Genomic DNA, 24,469 nt, shown 5'->3' with positions numbered 1-24,469 from the left:
TCTTTCTGTATAGTGTAACACAAATCACAAAAAGAAAGAAGCTGTTGCGAAAAATTCGCAACAGCCATATTCTTACTTTTTTATTACATCATGCCCATTCCGGGATTTCCGGCCGGCATTGCAGGAGTTTCTTCTTTAATTGTAGAAACTACAGCTTCTGTTGTCAGTAATGTAGATGCAACGCTGGTAGCGTTCTGCAGAGCGCTTCTTGTAACCTTTGTAGGATCCAGGATTCCGGCTTCCACCATATCTACATATTCTTCTTTATATGCATCGAATCCAACGCCTACTTCAGATTCTTTCACTTTATTGATAATCACTGCGCCTTCCAGACCTGCGTTGGCTACAATGTGGTGTAACGGAGATTCCAGAGCTTTCAGGATGATGTTTGCACCTGTCTTTTCATCACCTTCCAGATCGGCTGCCATTTTCGCAACTTCTTTTGCAGCGTGAATATAAGCAGATCCACCGCCTGCGATGATTCCCTCTTCTACCGCAGCTCTGGTAGCAGCTAAAGCGTCTTCCAGACGAAGTTTCGCTTCTTTCATCTCTGTCTCTGTTGCAGCGCCTACACGGATAACAGCAACACCGCCTGCTAATTTTGCAAGTCTTTCCTGTAATTTTTCTCTGTCGAAATCAGATTTTGTCTCTTCGATCTGTGCGCGAATCTGTGCAACACGGTTGGAGATTTCTCCTTTGTCTCCGCATCCGTCAACGATTACGGTGTTCTCTTTTGCAACTTTTACAGATTTTGCACGACCAAGCTGATTCATATCTACTTCTTTCAGATCCAGACCCAGATCGTCAGAAATAACCTGACCGCCTGTTAAGATGGCAATATCCTGAAGCATTTCCTTTCTTCTTTCGCCGTATCCCGGTGCTTTTACAGCTACTACCTGGAAAGTACCTCTTAATTTGTTAACGATTAAGGTGGTCAGAGCCTCTCCTTCCACATCTTCTGCAATGATCAGCAGTTTGGCGCCTGCCTGAACCACTTTCTCTAACAGAGGAAGCAGCTCCTGAATGTTGCTGATCTTCTTATCTGTGATCAGGATGTACGGATCTTCCAGAACCGCTTCCATTTTTTCCATATCTGTGGACATGTAAGCGGAGATATAACCTCTGTCAAACTGCATACCTTCTACTAAATCCAGTTCTGTATGCATAGTCTTGGATTCTTCTACGGTAATAACGCCGTCGTTGGATACTTTCTCCATTGCATCGGCAACCAGTTCGCCTACTTTTTCGTCAGCTGCGGAAATTGCAGCTACGTTTGCGATCTGTTTCTTGCCGCTTACTTTTTTACTCATGTTTTCAATCGCTTCTACGGCTTTCTCTGTAGCCTTCTTCATTCCTTTTCTCAGAATGATCGGGTTTGCGCCTGCTGCCAGGTTCTTCATTCCTTCATGTACCATTGCCTGAGCTAAAACAGTTGCTGTGGTAGTACCGTCGCCGGCTACATCGTTTGTCTTGGAAGCAACTTCTTTAATGAGCTGTGCTCCCATGTTTTCAAATCCGTCTTCCAGTTCGATTTCTTTTGCAATGGTAACACCGTCGTTGGTAATCAGCGGAGCGCCGAAGGCTTTATCCAGCACTACGTTTCTTCCTTTCGGTCCCAGTGTTACGCTTACTGTATCTGCTAATTTATTTACGCCGCTTTCCAGGGCTGCTCTTGCTTCTGCCCCGTATTTGATTTCTTTTGCCATTGCTGTTTCCTCCTGATCTTTTCTTATTTAACTACTGCTAAAATGTCGCTCTGTCTTACAATAATATATTCTTCGCCATCCATCTTCACATCGGTACCGGCATATTTGGAATAGATTACCTGATCGCCTGCAGCCACTTCCATCTTTACTTCTTTTCCGTCAACCATGCCGCCCGGTCCTACTGCTACTACTTCTGCCTGCTGCGGCTTTTCCTGTGCCTGTCCCGGCAATACAATTCCTGATTTTGTTGTTTCTTCTGCTTCTAACTGTTTTAATACAACTCTGTCTCCTAATGGTACCAACTTCATAATCTATTTCCTCCTTTTAAATCTCTGACTTTACTAGCACTCATTTTAGGTGAGTGCTAACTCTGTGATTAATATTAGTGAATTTATCGTTTTTCTGCAACTCCTTACAACCCTACCATTTTCATTATATACTCTTTTAATCTCTTATATTCTTTGTAATTCTCATTTTTTCTCATTTTTCAAATAAATTTATAAAAAATCTATGAAGACAAAGAGAAAGGACCAGACATTTCATGTTCTGATCCTCTTTGGTATTCTGCATGTTCTGTTATGCTTTTTTATTTCTCTGTGCCTTAATCTCTTCCAGCTCGTCAAAAATTACTTCGTTTAAAACTTTAATGTACGTTCCCTTCATACCGGAAGAACGGGATTCAATCACCCCGGCGCTTTCAAACTTTCTGAGGGCATTTACAATCACGGAACGGGTGATTCCTACCCGATCTGCTATCTTGCTTGCCACCAGAATGCCTTCATCTCCGTCCAGCTCGTCAAAAATGTGAATGATTGCTTCCAGTTCAGAAAATGACAACGTGTTGAAAGCGGATTTCACTACCTGCTGTTTCCGATCTTCTTCTGCATTCTCCTCATGTACCGCGCGCATCATTTCCAGGCCAACTACCGTAGTACCGTATTCGCTGACTATAATATCTTCAATATCGTAAGGTTTATCGTTGCGGTACATGAACACGGTTCCCAGTCTTTCTCCGGCAATGTCAATGGGATTGATAATTCCCTGATAGGAGGGTGAAACATGTTCAAATCCCAGTGTCTGAAGATTCACGTTTTCCTTTGTAGACAAAACTCCCAGAAATCTCTCATTTAAGAGCTGATCCACAAAACCGCCCACATTATCTTCAATCAATTCTGTAATTTCTTCCACTCCCGGACACAGACTGACTCCCAGTACTTTCCCTTTCTTACTCATAACCAGAATATTGGAACTTAAGGTTTCCATTAAGACCTGACAAATGTCGTTAAACACCACTTTACTGGAATTGCTATTGTGTAAAAGTTTGTTAATCTTTCTAGTTTTGTCTAACAGTTGAACGCTCATTCGTGGCCTCCTTTCTTAATACTTTACAATTATAATACTATATAATCATCTTACTCTTTTTCGTTTGAAAATGCAATATATTTTTTGTCACTTTTCAGAATTTTATTTCTTTTTTTTAAATTATATATATTCCTTACATTAAAAGAAGAGTCTGACTTATCAGACTCTCCTCTTTTGGAAGTTCTATTTCTTTTCGGAAACTGTTTCCACATAGCCGCAGTTTTCCTGGCTGCAGACCAGTTTATTTCCTTTTTCTACCATATAGTTTCCACATTTCGGACATTTTTTAGCAGAAGGTTTCTGCCAGGACATAAAATCGCACTCCGGATTGTTTTCGCATCCGTAATAGCGGCGGCCCTTCTTGGTCTTCTTCATTACCACCTCTTTGCCGCACTGGGGACAGGCCACTCCTATCTTCTCGTAATACGGCTTTGTGTTGCGGCACTCGGGAAAACCGGGACAGGCCAGAAAACGTCCGTGGGGGCCGTATTTAATCACCATGTTTCTTCCGCAGTTCTCACAGATTACATCCGTGACTTCATCTGCAATATCCACTTTTTCCAGTTCTTCCTGGGCTGCGTCCACATCTTTTTTCAAATCCGGGTAAAAGTTGCGGACCACCGTTTTCCACTGTACAGTTCCTTCTGCCACACAGTCCAGAAGTCCTTCCATGGTTGCCGTAAAGTTCACATCCACAATGCTGGCGAAGGCCTGCTTCATAATATTATTTACAACTTCGCCCAGTTCTGTAATATAGAGGTTCTTATTCTCTTTTGACACATAATGTCTGCTTAAAATCGTAGTGATGGTAGGCGCATACGTGCTTGGGCGCCCGATTCCCAGCTCTTCCAGAGTCTTTACCAGAGAAGCCTCTGTATAGTGAGCGGGAGGCTGCGTAAAGTGCTGTTCCGGAAGCAGTTCTTTTAAAGTAAGGGTCATGCCTTTTTCCAGGGTTTTTGACAGCAGGTTGCCCTCTTTCTTTTTGTCTTCTTCCTGGGTATAGACGGACATAAATCCGTCAAATTTTATCTTCGATGCAGATACGGTGAAACGGTACTTTCCTCCTGAAATTTTCACAGAAGTCGTCTCGTATCTGGCAGGGCTCATTCTGCTGGCTGCAAACCGTTTCCAGATGAGCTGATACAGACGGTACTGATCCCGGCTTAAGGATTCCTTTATCAAAAGGGGAAGACGGCGGATGTCCGTGGGACGGATAGCCTCATGGGCGTCCTGGATTTTCTTATCCTTACTGCCGCTTTTGGGGGCTGCCATCACGTATTCCTCTCCATACTCTTCCTGAATGTATTCTCTGGCTGCTGCATCTGCCTCTTCAGAAATTCTGGTGGAATCTGTACGCAGGTAGGTAATTAAACCAACGGTTCCGTTCCCTTTAATGTCAATTCCTTCATAAAGCTGCTGTGCCAGACGCATGGTCTTCTGGGTGGAAAAATTCAGAGTTTTGGCAGCTTCCTGCTGTAAGGTACTGGTGGTAAAGGGAAGAGGGGCATTTTTCATCCGCTCTCCTTTCTTTACTTCTGTAATTTCATAGGAAACGTTTTTTAACTCTTCCAGGAGTTCATCCATCTCTTCTTTGTTTCGAATCACAATTTTCTTATCGGTTCCGTAGAACTTGGCAGTCAGAGGTTTCTTCTCCCCTTTCAGGTGAAAATCTCCCTCCAGGCTCCAGTACTCCTCGGGAATAAAAGAATTAATCTCTTCTTCCCGGTCAGCTATAATCCGAAGAGCAACAGACTGGACCCTTCCTGCGCTTAATCCCCGTTTTACTTTGGCCCACAGAATCGGACTGATGGTATATCCCACCATCCGGTCTACGATTCGTCTTGTCTGCTGGGCGTCCACCAGATTCATATCAATGTCTCTGGCCTGTTTAATGGAAGCTTTTACAGCGGATTTCGTGATTTCATTGAAAGAAATCCGGTACATTTTGTCTTCTTCTGTTTTCAAAGCCTTGGTAAGATGCCAGGAGATCGCCTCTCCCTCCCGGTCAGGGTCGGTGGCCAGGTAGATTTTATCGGCCTTTTTTGCTGATTTACGCAGCTTTGCCAGAAGTTCTCCCTTTCCCCGGATTGTAATATATTTCGGTTCATAATCATTTTCAATATCAATTCCCAACTGACTTTTGGGCAAATCTCTTACATGCCCGTTAGAGGCTTCCACCTCATAATTACTTCCTAAAAACTTCTTAATTGTTTTCACCTTAGCCGGTGACTCAACGATTACCAGATATTTTGCCATGTTACCTCTCCTGTAATCATGGAATCTACAAAGCTGTTTCCAGCTTTTCTTCTCATTCTTACGGATTCCTTCTATAATAATTTTTGCCAACTTCAGTTATCATGCCCAAAAGTTCCAGCTCTATTAAGGCCTGCGCTGTTTTCTGTAAAGACATCTGAGACTTTTTGGCCAGTTCATTCAGACTTTTGGGTTGTAAATCGAGTACACTATACACCAAATCCCTATCTCCTGCAAGTCCTATCTTCTTTTTTTTCAGAGGGTTTTCTTCTTTTTTCGTCTTATGTTCCCATTCTCTCAGGATAATTTCCGGAGTGTAGGCAATCCCTGCACCCTCGTCGATCAGCCTGTGGCACCCCACGCTCAGCTCCTTCCCCACCGGCCCCGGCAGGGCATACACTGCCTTTCCCTGTTCCAGGGCATAGTTGACCGTAATGGAGGAACCGCTTTTTTCTCTTGCCTCGATCACTAAGATCACATCGGCCAGGGCGCTGATGATTCGGTTGCGCAGGGGAAAAAATCCGGGTCTGGCTCCCTGTCCGGGCGGCTGTTCACTGATGATTCCTCCCTTCTGTTGGATCTTTTGGTAAAGTATCTCATTGGATCGGGGATAGCAGACATCCACCCCGCATCCCAATACTGCATAGGTGGGAGTCCCGGCCTCCAGAGCGCCCCGATGTGCTTCTCCGTCAATCCCCAGAGCCATACCGCTGATTACCTGGATCCCCAGACTGCTGAAGTACCGGGCGTAGGCAGACGCCTGGGATCTTCCATAGTAACTGGATTTTCTGGCTCCGATAATGGCAATGGAGGGAACATCGTCCCGGGGAAGATTTCCCAGAACATAGATTCTCTCGGGCATGTCCGGCAATTCTCTCATTCTCTCCGGGTATCTCCGGTCCCGGCGGGTAATACATTCTATGCGTCTGCTCTGCATTTCTTCCATATTATTCTCATCCTCCTCTTTCCTACTCCCAGCTCCTAAAGCCGGACATCCGGTACGTCAGCGCCTCTGTTAAATGGCTTACGCCAATCTCTTCTCTCTCCTCCATGTCGGCAATGGTTCTGGCTGTTTTTAAGACTCTGTGATAGGAGCGTACGCTCAGATGCAGACTCTCATAGGCCTGCTCCATCAGGATTTTTCCTTCTGCCGACAGACTGCAGTACCTGGAAATATCCGCTGCAGACAGCTCCCCGTTAAACCGGATACTCCTATCCTTGTATCTCTCACTTTGAATCTGATGCACCCGCTCCACCCTCTTTCGGATTTCCCGGGACGTCTCCTCTTTTCTTCCTGCGGCCGCCTCCTGAAACTTCACAGGCATTGTCTCCACACATAAATCCATGCGCTCTAACAGGGAATGACTGATTTTCTTTGTATACCTTTCGATTTCCTGCCGGGTGCAGCTGCACCGCTCCACGTCCGGATAATGCCCGCAGGGGCAGGGATTCATGGCAGCCAGAAGCAGAAAGTCCGCGGGAAACGTATAGGTCCCGCTGGCTCTGGAAAGCCGGATTTTCTTCTCTTCCAGAGGCTGTCTGAGAATCTCCAGACTCCCTCTGGAAAATTCCGGCATCTCGTCTAAAAAGAGGACGCCTCTGTGGGCAAGGGTGATCTCTCCCGGTCTGGGAATTCTTCCGCCTCCGGCCATGGCCTGAGGCGAAGCCGTATGATGAGGCGCCCGAAAAGGACGGTTCCTCATCACAGGATTTTCGGCGGACAAAAGGCCTGCAATACTGTAGATTCTTGTAAGCTCCAGAGATTCTTCCCGGCTTAAGGGAGGAAAGACGGACGGCACACAGCGGGCCATCATACTTTTTCCGCAGCCGGGAGGCCCCACCAGAAGCAGATTGTGAAACCCGCTGACTGCAATTTCCAGCGCTCTTTTCGCCGCTGCCTGTCCCTGAATGTGGGAGAAATCCTCCCGGTATGTCTCTTCAGGGGCCTTTTCCTTTTGCAAAGGGACACTGGGAATCTCTTTTCCTCTCAGATAGTCCAGCATTTCTTTTACCGAAGAAATGCCGATAACCCGAATGCCTTCTATCATTCTCCCTTCTTTTACATTTTCCCGGGGAATGAGACAGGTATGGCAGCCCAGTTCTCTGGCTTTGGCAACCATGGGCAGGATTCCCCATATGCCGTTGACCTTTCCGCTTAAACTCAGCTCCCCGGCCAGAAACATCCCCTCCAGCCTCTGGCCCGGATAGAGCTGGGCGGCGGCCAGTACAGCGGCGGCCACAGGGAGATCAAAGCCGGCGCCTTCTTTCTTTATATTAGAGGGGGAAAAGTTTACCGTAATCTTTTTGGGCGGGAGATAGATGCCCGTGTTTTTTAACGCGGTTTTCACCCGGTCCTGGGCTTCTTTTACCTGACTTGATACATATCCGACCATGATAAAAGAAGGAAGGCCGTTGCTGATGTCTGCTTCCACCTGGACAGGGCAAACTTCCATCCCCAGAATGGATGCAGATAATACTTTACTAAACATTCCATTTTCCTTTCTGTTTTCTATTCAATTTTCAAGCAGCTTCATGGGATCTTGGGGACGAAAGTCCGGAATTTCAGAAATAAGATAAGAATTAACTAAAATATAATATTCTCAAGCTTTTTAACACTAATTGAAAATTTTTCACCGGAGCTTAATTCCACCAGCAGATCCGGAATTTCTGTTCTGTCGTCAATAATTAAAGTCTCAATGTGAATTCTTCTGGTACGGTTTAAAACCTGATAGAGCTCCTGTACAAAATCCTTTTCTTTCATGAATTCTTCCTCCTTCCTTCCATTTTAGACCATTTTGTTCCAATTCGCAATAGAACAAATTGTTCTGGGATATACTCTTTCATGAGGTGAGGTTATGAAATATGAACGTTTGAAAAATCTAAGAGAAGACGCTGATCTTACTCAGAAGGAAATCAGTGAATACCTTCATATTTCTCAACGGACATATTCTCACTATGAAAACGGTACTCGCAATATTCCTATTGAAACTATGATACGCCTTGCCAATTATTATCATACTTCTGTGGATTATCTGGTAGGACGTACCAATCGCCGAGAACCTTTCTAACCATTATTTTAAATAGAAAAAGACAAAAGCACAACCAAATTCTGATTGTGCTTTTGTTTTTTCCGTTTTAATTACTTTTTTATTCAGAAAAGTCCCCGTACAGCCGGATATAACCGGACAAAACTTTGGTATCTTTTCTCATAACGTTCCATCAATTCCGGATCCGGGTATACGGTATCGACAATCTTTACGATTTTTTGCGCTGCTTCTTCTACAGTCGCGTACTCTTTACAGGCTACGGCTGCAAGCATGGCCCCGCCAAGAGCCGGCCCTTCTTCCTCTTTTACAATATCCACCGGTATCCTTAAGACATTTGCCATGATTTTTTTCCAGAGAGGGCTTTTTGCTCCCCCGCCGCAGATATTGGTACGGGTTACGGCAATTCCCAGGGCTTTCGCCACTTCCAGAGAATCCCGGATAGCAAAGGCAACCCCTTCCAGTACCGCCTGGGTCATATCCTCCCTGGTAGTATCCATAGACATTCCAAGGAACATGCTTCTCACCTTCGGATCGTTATGGGGGGAACGCTCTCCCATCAGATAAGGGAGGAAATACACATGATTGTTCCCCAGTTCCTGAATCTTTTCCTGTTCTTTCCCATATTCTTTGGTCCGGATAATCTCATCCATCCACCATTTGTTGCAGGAAGCTGCGCTTAACATACATCCCATTAAATGGTAATGGCCGTCCGCATGGGCAAAGGCATGGAGGGCGTTATGACTGTCCACCTGAAACTCTCTGCTGGAAATAAAGATGGTTCCGCTGGTTCCCAGAGAGACATTGCATTTTCCTTCTCCCACGGTTCCGGTTCCCACAGCAGCGGCGGCGTTGTCTCCCGCCCCGGCCGCTACCTTACAGGTCTTTGGCAGATCCAGCTCCTTTGCCGCTTCCTTTGTAAGAGTTCCGGTAACCTCATAGCTTTCATATAAATCCGGAAGCTGTTCTCTGCTGATTCCGCAGATTTCCATCATCGGCTCAGACCAGCGCCTGTTCTTCACATCCAGCAAAAGCATCCCGGACGCATCGGAATAATCGGTGCTGTGAACCCCTGTCATCCGGTAAGCCAGATAGTCTTTGGGCAGCATGATCTTTGCTATTTTTGAGAAATTTTCCGGTTCCTGCTTTCTCATCCACAGCAACTTAGGCGCTGTAAATCCGGCAAAAGCAATATTGGCAGTATACGCAGACAGATTTTCTTTTCCTATCTCCCGGTTCAGATATTCGGTTTCTTCCTGGGTTCTGCCGTCATTCCAGAGAATGGCCGGACGGATAACCTGGTCGTTCTCATCCAGAACCACCAGCCCGTGCATCTGTCCTCCGAAACTGATTCCGGCCACCTGACTTTTATCAAATCCTTCCGTCAGCTTACGGATTCCCAGAACCGTCTGTTCCCACCAGTCCCGGGGATTCTGCTGGGACCATCCCTCCCGGGGAAAATACAGGGGATACTCTTCGGAAACCACATTTTCAATTTTCCCGTCCTCTTTCATCAACAGAAGTTTCACGGCAGAGGTGCCCAAATCTACGCCGATGTAATACATAGCCTTCCCCTTTCTGCTTAAGCAAACGGATTTTCCGTCGGATAACGAACTTCTTTTGGCTGATTATAATTAATTTCTTCTACTTCAATTCCTATGTATTTAAATACTTCGTAAAGCTCTTTTCCGAAATGGCCGAAGGCCACTGCTCCGTGATGGGGATAGTTTTTCTCTACCAGAACATGACGGTAGAAACGTCCCATCTCCGGAATTGCAAAGATTCCAATAGCTCCGAAGGAACGGGTAGCCACCGGCAGAACTTCGCCCTGAGCGATGTAAGCTCTCAGTTTTGCGTCGGAAGTACTCTGAAGGCGGAAGAAGGTAATATCTCCCGGAATAATATCTCCCTCTAAGGTTCCCTGGGTCACTTCTTCCGGCAGGGTTCTGGCCATGATCATCTGATATTTCATGGAGCAGAAAGAAAGTTTTCCGGACGCTGTGTTTCCGCAGTGGAATCCCATAAAGGTATCTTTTAAGGTGTAATTAAATTTCCCTTTGATTTCGGACTCATACATATCGGCCGGTACAGAGTTGTTAATATCCAGTAAGGTCACTGTATCCCGGCTGACTACCGTTCCGATAAATTCACTGACTGCTCCCCAGATGTCCACTTCACAGGAAACCGGGATTCCCTTTGCCGTCAGGCGGCTGTTTACATAACAGGGAACAAATCCGAACTGAGTCTGGAAGGCCGGCCAGCACTTTCCGGCAATGGTCACATATTTTCTGGAACCTTTGTGCTGTTCTACCCAGTCTAACAAGGTCAGTTCATACTGAGCCAGTTTCGGCAGAATCTGCGGTTTCTGATTGCCTTCTCCCAGCTCTTTTTCCATATCGGCCACAACTTCAGGAATTCTGGGATCTCCGTCGTGTTTGTGGTAGGCTTCGAATAAATCCAGCTCTGAATTTTCTTCAATTTCAATTCCCAGATCGTAGAGACGTTTAATGGGTGCGTTGCATGCCAGGAAATCCTGGGGGCGTGGTCCGAAGCTGATGACTTTCAGATTCTTAATGGCCACAATCGCTCTTGCAACAGGAAGGAATTCTTCCATCATCTGAGCCACTTCTTCTGCTGTTCCCACCGGGTATTCCGGTATATACGCTTTCAGATTTCTCAGTTTCAGGTTATAGCTGGCATTGAGCATTCCGCAGTAAGCGTCTCCCCGGCCCTGTACCAGATTGTCTCCTGTTTCCTCTGCTGCGGCAACAACCATGCAGGGACCATGGAAATATTTCACCATAAGTGTTTCTGCTGTTTCCGGTCCGAAGTTTCCAAGATAGACAACTAAGGCATTGCATCCGGCTTCACGAACTTCTTTTAAAGCTTTCTGCATATCCACTTCGCTTTCCACGACAGTAGGACATTCATACAGTTCTCCTTTGTATGCAGCGGCTACGGCCTTTCTTCTGTTTTCGGACAGTTCCTTTGGAAAACAGTCTCTGCTTACAGCTACAATTCCCAGTTTGATTTCCGGCATATTACTCATCGCGTTTTCTCCTTTTTCTCATACTTTTTAATTAGTTCAGTCATTAAACTTTATGCTTATTTTACCACTTATTTCAAATATTTCAACCCCTTTTCAATTTTATTTGTTTATTTATTAAACTAATTGTGGTATACTACAGGAAAAGGAGAAAACCATGATTACAGGAAGTAAAGAATTAATCCGCAATTTAAATACCAGGCTTGTGATCCGGACGGTTCTGAAGGAAGGCCCCATTTCCCGGGCGGCTCTTGCCTCCAGGGTAGGACTGACCAAGGCGACCATCTCTTCTATTGTACAGTCTCTTCTGGACGCCGGCCTTCTCATAGAAATCGGAAACGAACAGACAAAAAAAGGGCGTAAACCCATCTTGCTGAAGCTGAACGCCGACTGCGGGCATATTTTGTCCATTGATTTGTCTCCGGAATACATTACCCTTCTGACCTCTAATCTGGCCGGGGAGCACTGCGCTTTAAAACGCACGGAAAACCATACGGATCGGGAAACGATTCTCCCCCGTCTGATTTCCCTGATTACTCAGTCCCTGGCGGTACTTCCGCCCTCCCCTTACGGCCTGGTGGGAATCAGTCTGGGGCTTCACGGAGTGGTTCATGAAAACCGTCCCGTCTTCATCCCCTATTCTCCCTACAGTGGAATTGACTTTGCCGCTGCACTGCAGGAGAAATTTCACTGCCCGGTTCAATTGGAAAACGAAGCCAATCTCTCTGTATTGGGCGAACACGCCTTTGCCTTTTCCTGTGAGAACCTGGTCAATATCAGTGTCCATGCAGGAATCGGACTGGGTATTTATATGAAGGGTCAGCTTTTAAAGGGTCAGGACGGCTACGCCGGGGAGTTCGGCCATTCCATTATCCAGATCCGGGGACGGCAGTGTCCCTGCGGAAATCGGGGATGTCTGGAACAATATGCTTCGGAAACCGCCCTTTTAAAGGAATTATCCCAAAAAAAAGGACGGCAGATCTCCATTGAAGAGTTTGCCGTTCTCTATCAGAAAAAAGATGCTGACGCCCTTTCCACTGCCGATGATTTCGTTACCTATCTGTCCGTGGGCGTTAATAATATCCTTCAGATATTAAATCCGGAAATGATTGTTATAAACAGCGCCTTTACCATGTACTTTCCCCAGTTGTGTCAGCAGATTACCGACTGTCTGGCCAATTCCATGAAGAAGCACTGCCGCCTGGTTCCCTCCAGACTGCAGGATACCGCTATTTTACTGGGAGGGGTTACTCTGATCCGTGACTATTTCCTGGAACATACGGAACGCCTGCCTTTATAGGCGTTCTGTTATTTTACTCCTAATTTCTCCAGTTCTTTTACGGCCTGCTTAAAGTTCTTAAAACAAATGCCGTGGATTCCCAGTTTTTCTGCCGCCTGGATATTTTCCCTGCGGTCATCCAGGAAAACGGCCTGAGACGGCCGGATTCCATAAGTATCCAGCAGAATCCGGTAGATTTCCTCTTTTGGTTTTACTTCTTTTACTTCACAGGAAAAAACAATCCCGTCCATATACTCCAGGAAGGTCATATCCTTTCTGACCTGTCTTAACATATTATCACTGAAATTAGACAGAATGTACAGCCGGTACCCTTTCGATTTCAGATACTTCACCCAGCTTTGGGCATAGTCAAACACCCGGATCGTCTTTCCGTCTTCTCTTAAAATACGCCGTATGTCCCTTTCATACTCGGGGGCATTCTGTACAAATTTCTCCTCGTATTCCTCATTTTCCAGCAGTCCCTGATCCCGCTCTTCCCAGACCGGACTTTCAAAAATTGCCGCAGCCAGCTTCTCTTCTTTCTCTTTTTCAAAGCCCTGCTGTTTCAGATAGCCTCTCCAGTCAAAATCCACCAGTACCATCCCCACATCGAAAATCACTGACCGGATTTCTCCTGCGGGTACTGCTTCCTCTCTGTTCCTGCCCCATCTGCGCTCGGCTAAAATAAATGCATAAAACACCACCGGCACCACAATCATAAAGGCCAGAGAAATTTTAAATTTCGTCATAGTGGCCGGATCGTCAGTCACTGCAAAAATAAGGGTGCTAAGAGCCCCCAGGATCAAAAACACCACGCCGGCCAGAGCGAACATCCGCTCCCGTTTTCCTCTCATCTGCTTCCTCCTTTAAGAATTGAATAAAACCGCTGCAGAAGGTTTCTTTTCTGCAGCGGTCTGCTCTTTAGCGATAAATAATATCGTCTCTTCCCGGTCCATTGGATACCATGGTAATCGGGAAACCAATCTGTTTCTCCACAAACTCCACATACTTACGGCAGTTCTCCGGAAGATCTTCATATTTACGGATACCGCGGATGTCTTCTTTCCATCCCGGAAGCACTTCCAGCACCGGTTTCGCTTTCTCCAGTTTTCCTGTGGTCGGGAATTCCGTGGTAACTTCTCCGTCAATTTCATATCCCACACAAACAGGAATCTCTTCCAGATAGCCCAGCACATCCAGCACGGTAAACGCTACGTCTGTGGTTCCCTGCATACGGCAGCCGTATTTGGATGCTACACAGTCAAACCAGCCCATACGTCTGGGACGTCCGGTGGTAGCGCCGTATTCGCCTCCGTCGCCTCCCCGGCGGCGAAGCTCGTCTGCCTCTTCTCCGAAAATTTCAGATACAAAAGCTCCGGCTCCCACTGCGCTGGAATAGGCTTTGCATACCGTAATGATTTTCTTAATTTCATATGGCGGCACGCCTGCTCCGATAGCCCCATAAGCAGCCAGGGTGGAAGAAGACGTAACCATAGGATAAATACCGTGATCCGGATCTTTTAAAGAGCCGAGCTGGCCTTCCAGCAGGATCTCTTTTCCTTCTTTTAAGGCGTTCCACAGATACAGAGAAACGTCGCATACATAAGGAGCCACCATCTCTTTATATTTCATCATTTCCTGGAAAATCTCATCAGGATTTAACAGGGGTTTATGATACAAGTGTTCTAACAGTACGTTCTTAGTCTCGCAGACCCGGTTGATTTTCTCTTTTAAAGCTTCTGTCTCAAACAGCTCGCTGACCTGGAATCCGATTTTCGCATATTTATCAGAATAAAAGGGCGCAATTCCCGACTTGGTGGATCCGAAGGATTTCCCGGCCAGACGTTCCTCTTCATACTGGTCAAACAGAATGTGATAAGGCATTACAATCTGGGCACGGTCAGAAATTTTAATCTTCGGCGCCGGAACACCGCGGTCAACCACTTCCTGATACTCTTTAAAAAACACAGGGATATTCAGCGCCACACCGTTTCCGATTACGCTGGTTGTATGATTGTAAAACACACCGGACGGCAGAGTATGAAGTGCGAACTTCCCATAATCATTGACGATGGTATGTCCTGCATTTGCACCTCCCTGAAACCGGACAATAATGTCTGCTTCCTGTGCCAGCATGTCCGTAATCTTTCCTTTTCCCTCATCTCCCCAGTTTGCTCCAACTACTGCTTTAATCATACACTTTTCCTCCTTGTGTTTATACTCTGTCAAACTGTATTCTATTTGTCTGTCAGACAAAGATTTCTGCTTTTACACCCAACAGCTCTTTATGCTCCTCCAGTACCGGAGAAACCACATTTTTCAGGAACTTTTCTACCTGAATGGGGGCACGTCCCACATATCTGGAAGGATCCATCGCCTTTTTCAGCTCGTCGAGTGTGAGATTAAATGCCGGATCCTGTGCAATCAGTTCCAGAAGGTTATTGTCTTTTCCCTCTGCCTTCACCGTCTTTCCTGCTTCCATGGACAGTTCCCGGATTCTCTCATGGAGTTCCTGACGGTCGCCCCCTGCCTTTACCGCATCCATCATAATGTTTTCCGTTGCCATAAAGGGCAGTTCTGCCATCATATGTTTCTCAATTACTTTCGGGTAAACCACCAGTCCGTCTACCACGTTCAGGCACAGATCCAGAATTCCGTCAATGGCCAGGAACCCTTCCGGAATACTCAGACGCTTATTGGCGGAATCATCCAGTGTTCTCTCGAACCACTGTGTCGCAGAAGTAATGGCCGGATTTAAAGCGTCTACCATCACATAACGGGACAGAGAGGCAATTCTCTCGCTCCGCATGGGATTTCTTTTATAAGCCATGGCCGAAGAACCGATCTGGCTCTTTTCAAAAGGCTCCTCTACTTCTTTCAAATGCTGCAGAAGGCGGATGTCGTTGGACATCTTATGGGCGCTGGCGGCAATTCCTGCCAGTACATTCAGCACTCTGGTATCTACCTTACGGGAATATGTCTGTCCCGATACCGGATAGCAGTCTTTGAATCCCATCTTCTCGGCAATCATCGGATCAATCTTGTCAATGGTCTCCTGATCCCCGTCAAACAGCTCCAGAAAGCTGGCCTGCGTTCCTGTTGTGCCCTTGGATCCCAACAGCTTCAGAGTACTTAACACATATTCCAGATCTTCCAGATCCATTAAAAATTCCTGGGTCCAGAGGGTAGCTCTCTTTCCTACCGTTGTAGGCTGGGCCGGCTGGAAATGGGTAAATGCCAGGGTGGGCTGTTCCTTATAGGAATCTGCAAACTTGGCCAGTTCGGCAATCACGTTCACCAGTTTCCGGCGAACCAGCTCCAGAGCCTCTCTCATCACAATCATATCCGTATTATCGCCCACATAACAGGAAGTCGCTCCCAGATGAATAATTCCCTTCGCCTTGGGGCACTGCACTCCGTAAGCGTATACATGGGACATGACATCATGACGTACCTGGCGTTCCCGCTCTTTGGCCACTTCATAATTAATGTCTTCTGCATGGGCTTTCAGTTCGTCAATCTGTTCCTGGGTAATGGGAAGTCCCAGCTCCTTCTCCGTCTCTGCAAGGGCAATCCACAGTTTTCTCCAGGTTCGGAATTTCATATCCGGTGAAAAAATGTACTGCATTTCCTCACTTGCATAACGCTCTGACAGGGGACTCTGGTATCTATCTGTACTCATTAAAACACCTCATCTCATTTTCTTCTAATCATATTTTTACAGGTGCATTATATAACACTCTCTGCATAAAAAGCAATAAAAAACGCGAAACTTCTCTTAATCTGACATTCCCTGATGGAATTTCCCCAGGAATTCTTTCATTCTTGCATTTTCCGAAGAGAAAACCACTTCCGGCGTTCCCTCTACGGCAATCACTCCCTGATCCATGAAAATAACACGATCCGAAATTTCTTTTGCAAAGTTCATTTCATGGGTAACAATTACCATGGTAATATGCTCTGCAGCCAAATCTTTAATTACTTTCAGAATTTCTCCGGTCAGCTCCGGATCCAGGGCGCTGGTAGGCTCGTCAAAAAACAGGATTTTCGGATTCATACAAAGCGCTCTTGCAATGGAAACCCTCTGCTGCTGTCCTCCGGAAAGCTGGTAGGGATATGCTTTCTCCTTATCTTCCAGACCCATTTTCTTTAACAGTTCTCTGGCCTGCCGAAAGACTTCTTCTTTCTTTCTTTTCTGTACCCGTATGGGGGCGTCCGTCAGATTTTTCATAACCGAAAAATGGGGAAACAGATTGAAATTCTGGAATACCAGCCCAACCTCTCCCGATTGTTTAATCTCTCCGGAATCCGGCGTCTCCAGATGGGTGGCGCATCTTAACAGGGTGGATTTTCCTGAACCGGAAGGGCCGATGATACTAAGAACCTCTCCCTCTTCCACCGTCAGGGAAATCCCTTTCAAAACATCCAGATCTCCAAAGCTTTTCTTAATATCTTTCATTTCAAATAACTGCATCTTTTTTCCTCCTAACGGTAGTAGTTCAGTTTCTTTTCCACTTTATCCATAACCACTGCCACCAACAGATTAAATACATAGTAGAAAATGGCTGCTACTACGAAAGGCATCATGGTTGTCTGGGAACTTGCAATCTGCTTTGCAATGGTAAACATTTCCGAAACAGCCAGCACGAAGGCAAGGGAGGTGTCCTTCACCAGAGTAATAATCTCATTGGTAACAGAAGGAAGAATCCGTTTAATCACCTGGGGCAGAATAATATGCACGAAGGTCTGTACTTTATTATATCCCAGAATCTTCGCCGCTTCATACTGTCCCACAGCCATGGATTCAATACCGCCCCGGTAAATTTCCGCAAAATAAGCGGCATAATTGATGGAAAATCCGATAAATACCGCTATCAGACTGTAGGTCTTGGAAATCTGAATTCCAAAGAGAAAATAGGGTCCGAAATAAACTACCATTAACTGCAGCATCAGAGGCGTTCCGCGCATAATGGAAATATAGGCGCTGGTAATCCATTTAATAACCGGGTTCTTTGCCATTCTGCCAAAGCAGATCAGAAGTCCCAGAGGGAGGGAAAAAATCAGTGTAACAAAGAAAATTTCAATGGACACCACCATTCCGGACGCCAGCTGGCTAATCATTACATTTAAGTTCATCTTATATCCTCCTAAACGCAAAGAAAGGGACTGTCGCAAAAATTTGTAACAGTCCGTTTTCTCTTATTTGATTATTCCTCAATACAGAGCATGCTCTCGTCGATGTCATATTTATCAGCCAGCTCTTTTACTTTTCCGCTTTCATTCAGCTTTAAGACCTCGGCCCATACAGTATCTCTCAGCTCTTCATTGCCTTTTTTAAATCCAATTCCATACTGCTCGCTCTGAATCGGCTCGTCCAGAATCACATATTTGCCTTCTTCCCTCTGTGCCAACTGATAGTTTGCAACTCCAATATCCACAGCAACTGCATCTGCCGCTCCGGAATCAATATTCATAAAGGCAGTATTATAATCCGGGTTCTCTGTCAGGGAAGCAAAGCTTGCAGTCAGTTCTTTGTTGTCATCGCTGTTCAATGCGTCCAACGCTGCGGAAGCAGCCTGTACCACAACATTCTTACCACTTAAATCAGCCAGAGATTCGATTCCGGAATCTGCTCCCACTACCATCACCTGTTCATTGTTCAGATAAGGCTCGCTCCAGGTATAATCGTCTTCCCGGCCGTTGATGGTAAATCCGTTCCAGATACAGTCGATGGTTCCGGAATTTAATTCCATATCTTTGGAATCCCAGTTAATAGGTTTCTTTTCCAGTTCCCATCCCAGGTTTTCACAGACAAGCTGAGCTAAATCCAAATCAAATCCCACATATTCTCCGTCGTCATCCATATATCCGAAGGGCGGGTATTCTGCGTCAAATCCTACCACAAAGGTGGTACGGCTGTCCGAATCTTCGGAAGCGGTCTCTTCCTCTGCAGCTTCCTCACCGCCTGTTTCTTCTGCTGCGCTGTCAGCAGCCTCTTCTGAACCGGAACAGCCTGCCAGCAGGAAAGAGCTTCCTGCCATTACAACAGTTAAGATCAATGCCAATGCTTTTCTCTTCATTTCTCTATTCTCCTTATCTGTATTCTGTCTTTTTATCACTCAGTCACTCTACCACGTGAAAGTACAGGTTCATACTACCATAGCAGAACCCTGCTGTCAAGTTTCTTCCTTCTCAAAATCCGGTATTTCGATGATATTCCCGAATCATCTCTTCCAACAGACCGTTTATCTCTCCGATTTCCACTTTCTGCGCCGGCTGCCCGGCAATGGCTTTCATCTTTTCCAGGACTTCTTTTCCCAGCTCTTCCTCCGCCCTCAGCTCCTGCTGCCGTTTTTCAAACTCTTCCCGGGGAAGGCTCCAGTAAAGGGCGCAGAGATACGTCTGCAGAGATTTCTTATCTTTCAGACATTCATAGGCTTTTCCGAAACACTCTGCCGCCTTTTCTTTCTGAAACAGGTAGCTGTAGGCACAGCCCAGATTGTTCCATACCCGTCCCCTTTTGCCTGCGTCCTTTGGTTCTTCCTTTTCTTCCATCTTCTCCAGAACCTTCTGGTAGGCGTGAATGGCATTTCCGTACATTCTGTTTTCCATGAAACAGTCTCCGCGCATCTTGCAGCGCATTTCCCAGGTCTCCTGTTCCAGCTTTTTCAGATGGACGTTCAGCTTTTTCAGCTCGTCATAGGATAAATAATTAATGGACTTAAAGACCGGATAAATCTTCTCTTCCAGAGCCTGTCCTTTTCCCAGACGCGTCCTCAGCCGGGCGGCCAGCTCTCCCATTCCCAGTTCCTCCTGAATCCAGGTGCACAGTCCTTCATTAAACAGGGTTTCATCTGCCAGCTCCAGGTTGTGATACAGATAGTAACATAATTCTTCTATAGAATAGATATTTGTATGGATGGCCTCAATAAAATACGGCGATCTCGCCTGTTCTCTCTGACATAATATATATCCGCTCATCTTTTGTGCCTCCTTACCATCTCATTGTCTCTGTCCAGACTTTCCGGCCGGACAAAAACATCTCCCCAAATCCCAGATCTTCTGCCTGAATGATGCACTCTTCCCGGGATACATATTCCAGTTTTAACCGGATTCTCGTAGCCTTGGCAGGGCGGACGGGCAGTCCGGGAAGAGACATTGCCACTTTTTTCTTCCCCTTTTCCCCCATACGGCTTACAAGGAATACCAGTTCTCTTTTCTCATCCAGCAAAAATTCGCACTCCGCCTTGCATTCATACCAGTTATTTCCTGCTTCAATCAGCGGATAATAGGCCGGGGAGCCCATAATCATCATCTCCATGCCGATATTGGTCTGGACCAGGGCGTTGCTGAGATAGAGATAACCTTTTAATTTTTTATTTTCCAGCTTTTCCTTGGCTCCGTAGCAGGCTCCCTTGGCAAATAAATTATTTCCCCAGAACACTTTCCGCTTCTGCCGGCACAGGGCCCCCGTGGATTTCACTGCCCATTTCTGGTCAAAGCCCTCTCCGGTCAGAAGAATACTGGAATACAAGTCGTTCCCTATGGTTTCATTAATAAATTCGCAGTACTGATCGTCCCGTTTCCCTTCTTCTTCCTCCAGAAAGATTTCCACCGGAGGCTTCAGCTCCACTAAAACAGGTTTTGTGCTGACATTCATGGTAAGCTTTCTGAATTTCACCTGATTTCCTGCAAATGCATACCAGCCCACATTTCTGTTCCAGGTTTCTTTCTTCTGCCCCAGAGCATAATAATAAAAACTTTCTCCATAATCCATTAAAAGGGTCTGGGAATGCCTGAATCCCAGACTTTTTAAAGCGCTCTGGAGATTCTTCACAATCTGCGAGGTCAGTTCCTCTACTGTGATGACCAGACATTTCATATTTTTTGTAATTTCCGCAATGCCCAGAAATTTCAGCATCCCTCTTAAGAATTCCGCCAGCAGCTCTTCCGGGGCAAAGGATTCCTCCCCCACCGGAATCTTTTCTTTCCGGTTTCCTACAGCAAGGAGATCCTTTACCAGAAAACCGCCTCTTTCTCTGGCGAAGTATTCCGCTTCAATTCCCACGTTCCATTCCCCGTTTTCCGCTTTCCTGCAAAGGCAGGACGGCGCCTCGTAATGGCTGGTTCCGGCTTTCATAGAAATGGACATTGGTTCGTCGGCTTTTCTGTCATAGTAGCAGATCTGGGAAAATTCTTTCCCCAGATCAATTCCTACCAGAAGTTCTCTAATTTCGTTCATATTATGCTTCCTTTTCTATTGTAAACATGGTTTTTACATACCGCTCCTGTCTGAGATACTGCTCCATCTTCTTTTTGACTTCTTCTTCCTTTTCCAGATGGCAGGCAGCCAGCATCTGATTCAGAAGCTGGTATTTACTGTCGTTTTCCATATCTACCCGGTTCATGGCTATCCTCTGTTCGGGTAATTTCATCTTTTCCTTATCTTTCTCTATTACAAAATAATAATGCAGGGTTTCACCGTAAAACAAAGTAAATCCTTTGGCAAACACACCTTCATAGATCCGGTGCAGAGGTTCCTGGGTATATTCCAGAGCATTCCCCAGTCCGGTATCCAGCGCATAACAGAGGGTAACCTTCGCTCCGGGATCGGTCCGGTATTCCACGAAGGTTTTATCGTCTAACTGATAAGGGCTGAGCATGGATGCCGGAAGCCTCTGCAAAAATGCAAAAAACAGATTCTCCTTTCCGCACTCTTCCAGAATACTCTCTATAATCCTTTCCTCTGCCTCGCTTCTCTCCTTTTGCTCCGTCAGCTTCTGAAGAAGGCTGAAACGACAGATGCGATCCAGCTTCCACTCCCTTTGTACCGCTGAAGTAAGGCACTGCTGCACAAAGTCCGGGAAAGGTTTCCCTTTCATAAAGTATCCGTAAGAAACAAAAGTCAGGTAACCGGCAATGACCTTCTCCCTGCCCCGGTTTTCCACATAGGATTCCAGTACCTGCCAGCCGTCTTCCCGGTAATTTTCCGTAAACATTAAAAGGCAGAGAATCCGCTCCTCAAATTCATAGGTATCCAGCTGGAATCCCACGGCGCTTTTCCATATACGAAAAGCCTCGTCCATGGTTCCTCTGTAATATCTCAGCAGATAGTTCAGCGCCGTCACATTGTATTTTCCCAGACGGTACGTCTGTTCTGTCAAAGCCAGCAGCTCTTCTGAATACTCCTGTCCCCGGGCTTCTATCATATAGCTGCAGATACGAAGCAAAACACCCGGATCCACCTGCTCGGTCCCGAATTCTTCCAGAATCTCAAAAGCCCGGGCAAACATGCCTTTCTCCACAATAATTTCCAGCAGAGCCTTTTTATCCACAGCCGCAAAGCTGCGAAATTCCATCTGGTTCAGGTGCAGCTCTTTATCTTCTTTTACAGCCTTCAGGCAGTAATTTAAAATCTCTTTGCGAATCTGCCTTTTATACTCTCCGGTAAATCCTTTGGATCTCACCATCTGCTGATAAACGGTCAGATTGTTTTCTTCTATTTTATGATTTTCACAGTAGGACAGCAGAAGTCCCGGATTCTGGCATCCTGCCTGCAGGCAGCGGGGCAGAATTTCATTTTCATCCATCAGTTTTTTTACATTATAATCCACTGTGGAAGTATATCTGCGCTGCTGCTCGTCTTTAAATAAGACGGCCGCGTCTTTTGTATAAAGCCGGATATAGGCAATGCCTCTGATGCAGGGATACTCTTCTTCCTTTCCGAGCTGATGATGCCGTACAATTACGCTTCGGATCTTAGGATCGTCACAGTAAAGACGGTAGGTAAAAAGCATCTTACCGATTTCTTCCGCTTCTTTCAGGTTTTGAGGTTCCCGGCTGAATTCCTGGTACAAAACGGCATAATCCTCATTCATGGCTCCTTCTGCCAGTTTCCTTTCGGTAAACTTCCCAATCACGTCCCGATAGCTTTCGAAAATCTGCGGCTGCTTCTTCTTATGGTTCACCACACTGGCGTAAATATACGCTTTTCTGGTATCTCCCAGGGTACTGCTGTTAAAGGCAAAATAAAGCAGCAGAGTTTTAGGCAGTTCTCTCTGATAGCTGGTATCCACAGTTTCCATATAGTATTCATAGAGGCGGGTCAGCCGCAGGCCCTGTTCCACCGCTTTTTCAAACCAGGGGAAATATTTCTGCTTTCTGGGATTTCCTTTCATAATATATCTGCAGATGGCATTGAGCAAATCTTCTGAAGGGCAGGCCTCATAGGCCATCTCCAGAACCCGGTAAAGACTTTGGCGAAACTCTTTGGCATAGCCGGATAAATAACCAATCCGCATGCACATTTCCTCATCCATCTGTCCCTCTTTTCCGGCAAAGGCCAGCACCTGGGTCCAGAAGGGCGTCAGACGGTGCAGAAGATTTTTATCCTTCTTTAACCGTTCATAGGCTTCCAGATACAAAAGAGGACTTCTGCAGCCTTTCTCAAACTGTTCCTCCATCATAAAAACAGCCCTGGAAGGAGACAGAGATGCATCCATCCTCAGAATCAGATTTAAAAGAAGACAGCTCTCTTCTTTCTTCCGGTACAGCTCCCGCAGACGACGGACCCCCTTTTCCCTGTCCGGATAGGAGCCTGTAAGATGGGCCAGATACAGATACATTCCCATCAGCTCTGCATCCTGGCGGCCGAAATTCCGTTTCTGATACCCCTGGATCAGTTCCCCGGCCTTTTCCACATTCTTTTTCTGATACTCCAGAAAGGCCTGATACATCTGATATTCCGGGTAGCCGCATCCTTCCTGCCGAAGCTGGCGCAGGATTTCTTCCGACTGGGACAGCCAGGCTTCTTTTTGTAATTTTCCGGTCCGGTAATCCAGATACACCCTTACCAGAGCGGCTCTTTTTTTCTTCTCAAAAAGTTTCATATCAACGGGGGTCTGGCTTTCCGCAGAGGCCACCACCAGAAAGCCCAGTTTCTGATAAGGACTCTTAATCCAGATCCGCCCGAAATGTTTGCCCTTGCCTCTTCTCCTTCTGCGAATCACATATTCCAGGCGGTAAACACTTCCGATAAAGTCTTCTTCTGTGATCACCTTCTTATTGACCTCCAGAAAGTCCCCCTGGGTTTCAATCTCCAGGCGGAGGTGACCCCATCCGTGTTTCTGTATTTCCACAGTCTCCTGTCGGGTCTCCCTGCACTGGTAAAAGACAGCTTCCTGCTCTTTTAAGGAAATGGTTACTTCCTTTTTCAGCCCGGATCCGATTAAAAATTCTTCTAAATTCTGATATGTAACAGGATTCTGCAAAGCCCCTTTGTAAAAGGCCTGAATTCTGGGGCTTTCCTTCTGAATAATCTTCTGGAAACTCTCTCTGTTAAATAAACGGAAGGCTTCCATGAAGTCCGTTTGCGCCAGTTTTGCAAATCCCTGAAGATCCTGGATTTCCCCTTCTGAGCTGGTTATTTTTTTCTCTTCTATCTGTACAAAAACAGGGATCTGAAATTCTCCTATATCCGTCAGCAAAGTCAGCGCTCCCTGAATTTCTTCCTTACTTTTCAATCCTTTTACATCGATTCCATAGGGAATCTGAACGGCGCTGTCCGAAAACTTCTCAATCCCCGGGAGAATCCTGGGATGATCCGAACTTACATAACCTTTTATATTCCGGTTGTTCTCTGTTCCCAGATACAGGATTCCCTGACAGTTCTTTCCCTCTGCTGTCCTGATACGGATTTCTTTCTCTGAAAGAATCAGTTCGGGCATTTCGTATTCAAATTTTCCATTTATCAGTTGTTCTATTTTTCTTCTCAAATCCG

20 protein-coding genes are annotated in these 24,469 nt (G+C 46.0%); 2 read left to right on the top strand and 18 right to left on the bottom strand.

The genetic code is table 11. The annotated features are described in order from the left end of the window. Nucleotides 1-83: 83 nt before the first annotated feature. The 7 genes from groL to B5F53_RS19835 all read right to left on the bottom strand — a co-directional run bounded on the left by groL (nt 84) and on the right by B5F53_RS19835 (nt 8,082). The gene (groL, locus tag B5F53_RS09420; RefSeq protein WP_087222693.1) at nt 84-1,706 is read right to left on the bottom strand and encodes a chaperonin GroEL; all 1,623 of its coding nucleotides are present in this window, start codon (nt 1,704-1,706) and stop codon (nt 84-86) included. Between the two features lie 23 nt (nt 1,707-1,729). Further along, on the bottom strand, nt 1,730-2,014 hold the full coding sequence (gene groES / locus B5F53_RS09415) for a co-chaperone GroES (protein WP_087222691.1): 285 nt from the start codon (nt 2,012-2,014) through the stop codon (nt 1,730-1,732). A gap of 268 nt (nt 2,015-2,282) precedes the next feature. Beyond that, on the bottom strand, nt 2,283-3,068 hold the full coding sequence (codY, locus tag B5F53_RS09410) for a GTP-sensing pleiotropic transcriptional regulator CodY (protein WP_087222689.1): 786 nt from the start codon (nt 3,066-3,068) through the stop codon (nt 2,283-2,285). Nucleotides 3,069-3,251: 183 nt separating this feature from the next. Then, nucleotides 3,252-5,324 (bottom strand): type I DNA topoisomerase, encoded by a 2,073-nt coding sequence (gene topA, locus B5F53_RS09405; protein WP_087222687.1) that lies wholly within the window; start codon nt 5,322-5,324, stop codon nt 3,252-3,254. A 58-nt stretch (nt 5,325-5,382) separates the two neighbouring features. Continuing rightward, nucleotides 5,383-6,267 carry a DNA-processing protein DprA gene (gene dprA / locus B5F53_RS09400; RefSeq protein WP_087222685.1) on the bottom strand — a complete coding sequence of 295 codons (885 nt, stop codon included), beginning with the start codon at nt 6,265-6,267 and terminating at the stop codon, nt 5,383-5,385. A gap of 22 nt (nt 6,268-6,289) precedes the next feature. Beyond that, a complete protein-coding gene (locus B5F53_RS09395; protein ID WP_087222683.1) occupies nt 6,290-7,810 on the bottom strand; it encodes a YifB family Mg chelatase-like AAA ATPase in 1,521 nt (506 codons plus the stop codon). 95 nt (nt 7,811-7,905) lie between these two features. Beyond that, complete coding sequence (locus tag B5F53_RS19835; protein WP_162610566.1) at nt 7,906-8,082, bottom strand: hypothetical protein; 177 nt, start codon at nt 8,080-8,082, stop codon at nt 7,906-7,908. A gap of 94 nt (nt 8,083-8,176) precedes the next feature. On the opposite strand from B5F53_RS19835, the gene B5F53_RS09390 reads away from it, so the two are divergent. After that, complete coding sequence (locus B5F53_RS09390) at nt 8,177-8,389, top strand: helix-turn-helix domain-containing protein (protein WP_087222681.1); 213 nt, start codon at nt 8,177-8,179, stop codon at nt 8,387-8,389. Nucleotides 8,390-8,472: 83 nt separating this feature from the next. Here B5F53_RS09390 and xylB read toward each other — a convergent pair whose 3' ends face one another. Next, nucleotides 8,473-9,930: a xylulokinase gene (xylB, locus tag B5F53_RS09385; RefSeq protein WP_087222679.1), complete on the bottom strand. Its 1,458-nt coding sequence runs from the start codon at nt 9,928-9,930 to the stop codon at nt 8,473-8,475. Between the two features lie 17 nt (nt 9,931-9,947). Then, on the bottom strand, nt 9,948-11,414 hold the full coding sequence (locus B5F53_RS09380) for an L-fucose/L-arabinose isomerase family protein (protein WP_087222677.1): 1,467 nt from the start codon (nt 11,412-11,414) through the stop codon (nt 9,948-9,950). A gap of 154 nt (nt 11,415-11,568) precedes the next feature. Between B5F53_RS09380 and B5F53_RS09375 the strand changes: the two genes are divergently transcribed. Then, entirely contained in the window at nt 11,569-12,711 is a 1,143-nt protein-coding gene (locus tag B5F53_RS09375; protein ID WP_087222675.1) for an ROK family transcriptional regulator, read from the top strand. A gap of 8 nt (nt 12,712-12,719) precedes the next feature. On the opposite strand, the gene B5F53_RS09370 is transcribed toward B5F53_RS09375, so the two are convergent. The 9 genes from B5F53_RS09370 to B5F53_RS20325 form a co-directional block, all read right to left on the bottom strand. Further along, the gene (locus B5F53_RS09370; protein ID WP_242970284.1) at nt 12,720-13,544 is read right to left on the bottom strand and encodes an HAD family hydrolase; all 825 of its coding nucleotides are present in this window, start codon (nt 13,542-13,544) and stop codon (nt 12,720-12,722) included. A gap of 67 nt (nt 13,545-13,611) precedes the next feature. Beyond that, on the bottom strand, nt 13,612-14,886 hold the full coding sequence (locus B5F53_RS09365; RefSeq protein WP_087222673.1) for an adenylosuccinate synthase: 1,275 nt from the start codon (nt 14,884-14,886) through the stop codon (nt 13,612-13,614). Between the two features lie 52 nt (nt 14,887-14,938). Continuing rightward, nucleotides 14,939-16,372, bottom strand: a complete 1,434-nt coding sequence (gene purB / locus B5F53_RS09360; protein WP_087222671.1) for an adenylosuccinate lyase — start codon at nt 16,370-16,372, stop codon at nt 14,939-14,941. A 96-nt stretch (nt 16,373-16,468) separates the two neighbouring features. Further along, on the bottom strand, nt 16,469-17,164 hold the full coding sequence (locus B5F53_RS09355) for an amino acid ABC transporter ATP-binding protein (RefSeq protein WP_087222669.1): 696 nt from the start codon (nt 17,162-17,164) through the stop codon (nt 16,469-16,471). Between the two features lie 11 nt (nt 17,165-17,175). Continuing rightward, nucleotides 17,176-17,826 (bottom strand): amino acid ABC transporter permease, encoded by a 651-nt coding sequence (locus B5F53_RS09350; protein WP_087222667.1) that lies wholly within the window; start codon nt 17,824-17,826, stop codon nt 17,176-17,178. Between the two features lie 71 nt (nt 17,827-17,897). Then, nucleotides 17,898-18,770, bottom strand: a complete 873-nt coding sequence (locus tag B5F53_RS09345; RefSeq protein WP_087222665.1) for an amino acid ABC transporter substrate-binding protein — start codon at nt 18,768-18,770, stop codon at nt 17,898-17,900. Between the two features lie 112 nt (nt 18,771-18,882). Beyond that, nucleotides 18,883-19,671, bottom strand: coding sequence for a hypothetical protein (locus B5F53_RS09340; RefSeq protein WP_087222663.1), 789 nt, complete (start codon nt 19,669-19,671; stop codon nt 18,883-18,885). 13 nt (nt 19,672-19,684) lie between these two features. Beyond that, the gene (locus B5F53_RS09335; protein ID WP_087222661.1) at nt 19,685-20,932 is read right to left on the bottom strand and encodes a DUF5716 family protein; all 1,248 of its coding nucleotides are present in this window, start codon (nt 20,930-20,932) and stop codon (nt 19,685-19,687) included. A 1-nt stretch (nt 20,933) separates the two neighbouring features. Next, nucleotides 20,934-24,464: a DUF5717 family protein gene (locus B5F53_RS20325; protein WP_242970283.1), complete on the bottom strand. Its 3,531-nt coding sequence runs from the start codon at nt 24,462-24,464 to the stop codon at nt 20,934-20,936. Nucleotides 24,465-24,469 lie beyond the last annotated feature (5 nt).

Source organism: Blautia sp. An249, from assembly GCF_002159835.1.
In the GTDB taxonomy this organism is placed as follows: Bacteria; Bacillota; Clostridia; order Lachnospirales; family Lachnospiraceae; genus Blautia_A; species Blautia_A avistercoris.
The sequence above is the reverse complement of the archived record's forward strand: the minus strand, read 5'-3'. Positions and strand labels throughout refer to the sequence as shown.

Excerpts from the sequence above, each read along its gene's own strand:
- B5F53_RS19835 (WP_162610566.1), bottom strand. The coding sequence starts at position 8,082 with ATGAAAGAAAAGGATTTTGTACAGGAGCTCTATCAGGTTTTAAACCGT.
- B5F53_RS09345 (WP_087222665.1), bottom strand. The coding sequence starts at position 18,770 with ATGAAGAGAAAAGCATTGGCATTGATCTTAACTGTTGTAATGGCAGGA.
- B5F53_RS09365 (WP_087222673.1), bottom strand. The coding sequence starts at position 14,886 with ATGATTAAAGCAGTAGTTGGAGCAAACTGGGGAGATGAGGGAAAAGGA.
- B5F53_RS09335 (WP_087222661.1), bottom strand. The coding sequence starts at position 20,932 with ATGAACGAAATTAGAGAACTTCTGGTAGGAATTGATCTGGGGAAAGAA.
- groL (WP_087222693.1), bottom strand. The coding sequence starts at position 1,706 with ATGGCAAAAGAAATCAAATACGGGGCAGAAGCAAGAGCAGCCCTGGAA.
- B5F53_RS09395 (WP_087222683.1), bottom strand. The coding sequence starts at position 7,810 with ATGTTTAGTAAAGTATTATCTGCATCCATTCTGGGGATGGAAGTTTGC.
- codY (WP_087222689.1), bottom strand. The coding sequence starts at position 3,068 with ATGAGCGTTCAACTGTTAGACAAAACTAGAAAGATTAACAAACTTTTA.
- B5F53_RS09340 (WP_087222663.1), bottom strand. The coding sequence starts at position 19,671 with ATGAGCGGATATATATTATGTCAGAGAGAACAGGCGAGATCGCCGTAT.
- topA (WP_087222687.1), bottom strand. The coding sequence starts at position 5,324 with ATGGCAAAATATCTGGTAATCGTTGAGTCACCGGCTAAGGTGAAAACA.
- B5F53_RS09370 (WP_242970284.1), bottom strand. The coding sequence starts at position 13,544 with ATGAGAGGAAAACGGGAGCGGATGTTCGCTCTGGCCGGCGTGGTGTTT.
- B5F53_RS09350 (WP_087222667.1), bottom strand. The coding sequence starts at position 17,826 with ATGAACTTAAATGTAATGATTAGCCAGCTGGCGTCCGGAATGGTGGTG.
- B5F53_RS09390 (WP_087222681.1), top strand. The coding sequence starts at position 8,177 with ATGAAATATGAACGTTTGAAAAATCTAAGAGAAGACGCTGATCTTACT.
- dprA (WP_087222685.1), bottom strand. The coding sequence starts at position 6,267 with ATGGAAGAAATGCAGAGCAGACGCATAGAATGTATTACCCGCCGGGAC.
- B5F53_RS09355 (WP_087222669.1), bottom strand. The coding sequence starts at position 17,164 with ATGCAGTTATTTGAAATGAAAGATATTAAGAAAAGCTTTGGAGATCTG.
- groES (WP_087222691.1), bottom strand. The coding sequence starts at position 2,014 with ATGAAGTTGGTACCATTAGGAGACAGAGTTGTATTAAAACAGTTAGAA.
- purB (WP_087222671.1), bottom strand. The coding sequence starts at position 16,372 with ATGAGTACAGATAGATACCAGAGTCCCCTGTCAGAGCGTTATGCAAGT.
- B5F53_RS09375 (WP_087222675.1), top strand. The coding sequence starts at position 11,569 with ATGATTACAGGAAGTAAAGAATTAATCCGCAATTTAAATACCAGGCTT.
- B5F53_RS09380 (WP_087222677.1), bottom strand. The coding sequence starts at position 11,414 with ATGAGTAATATGCCGGAAATCAAACTGGGAATTGTAGCTGTAAGCAGA.
- xylB (WP_087222679.1), bottom strand. The coding sequence starts at position 9,930 with ATGTATTACATCGGCGTAGATTTGGGCACCTCTGCCGTGAAACTTCTG.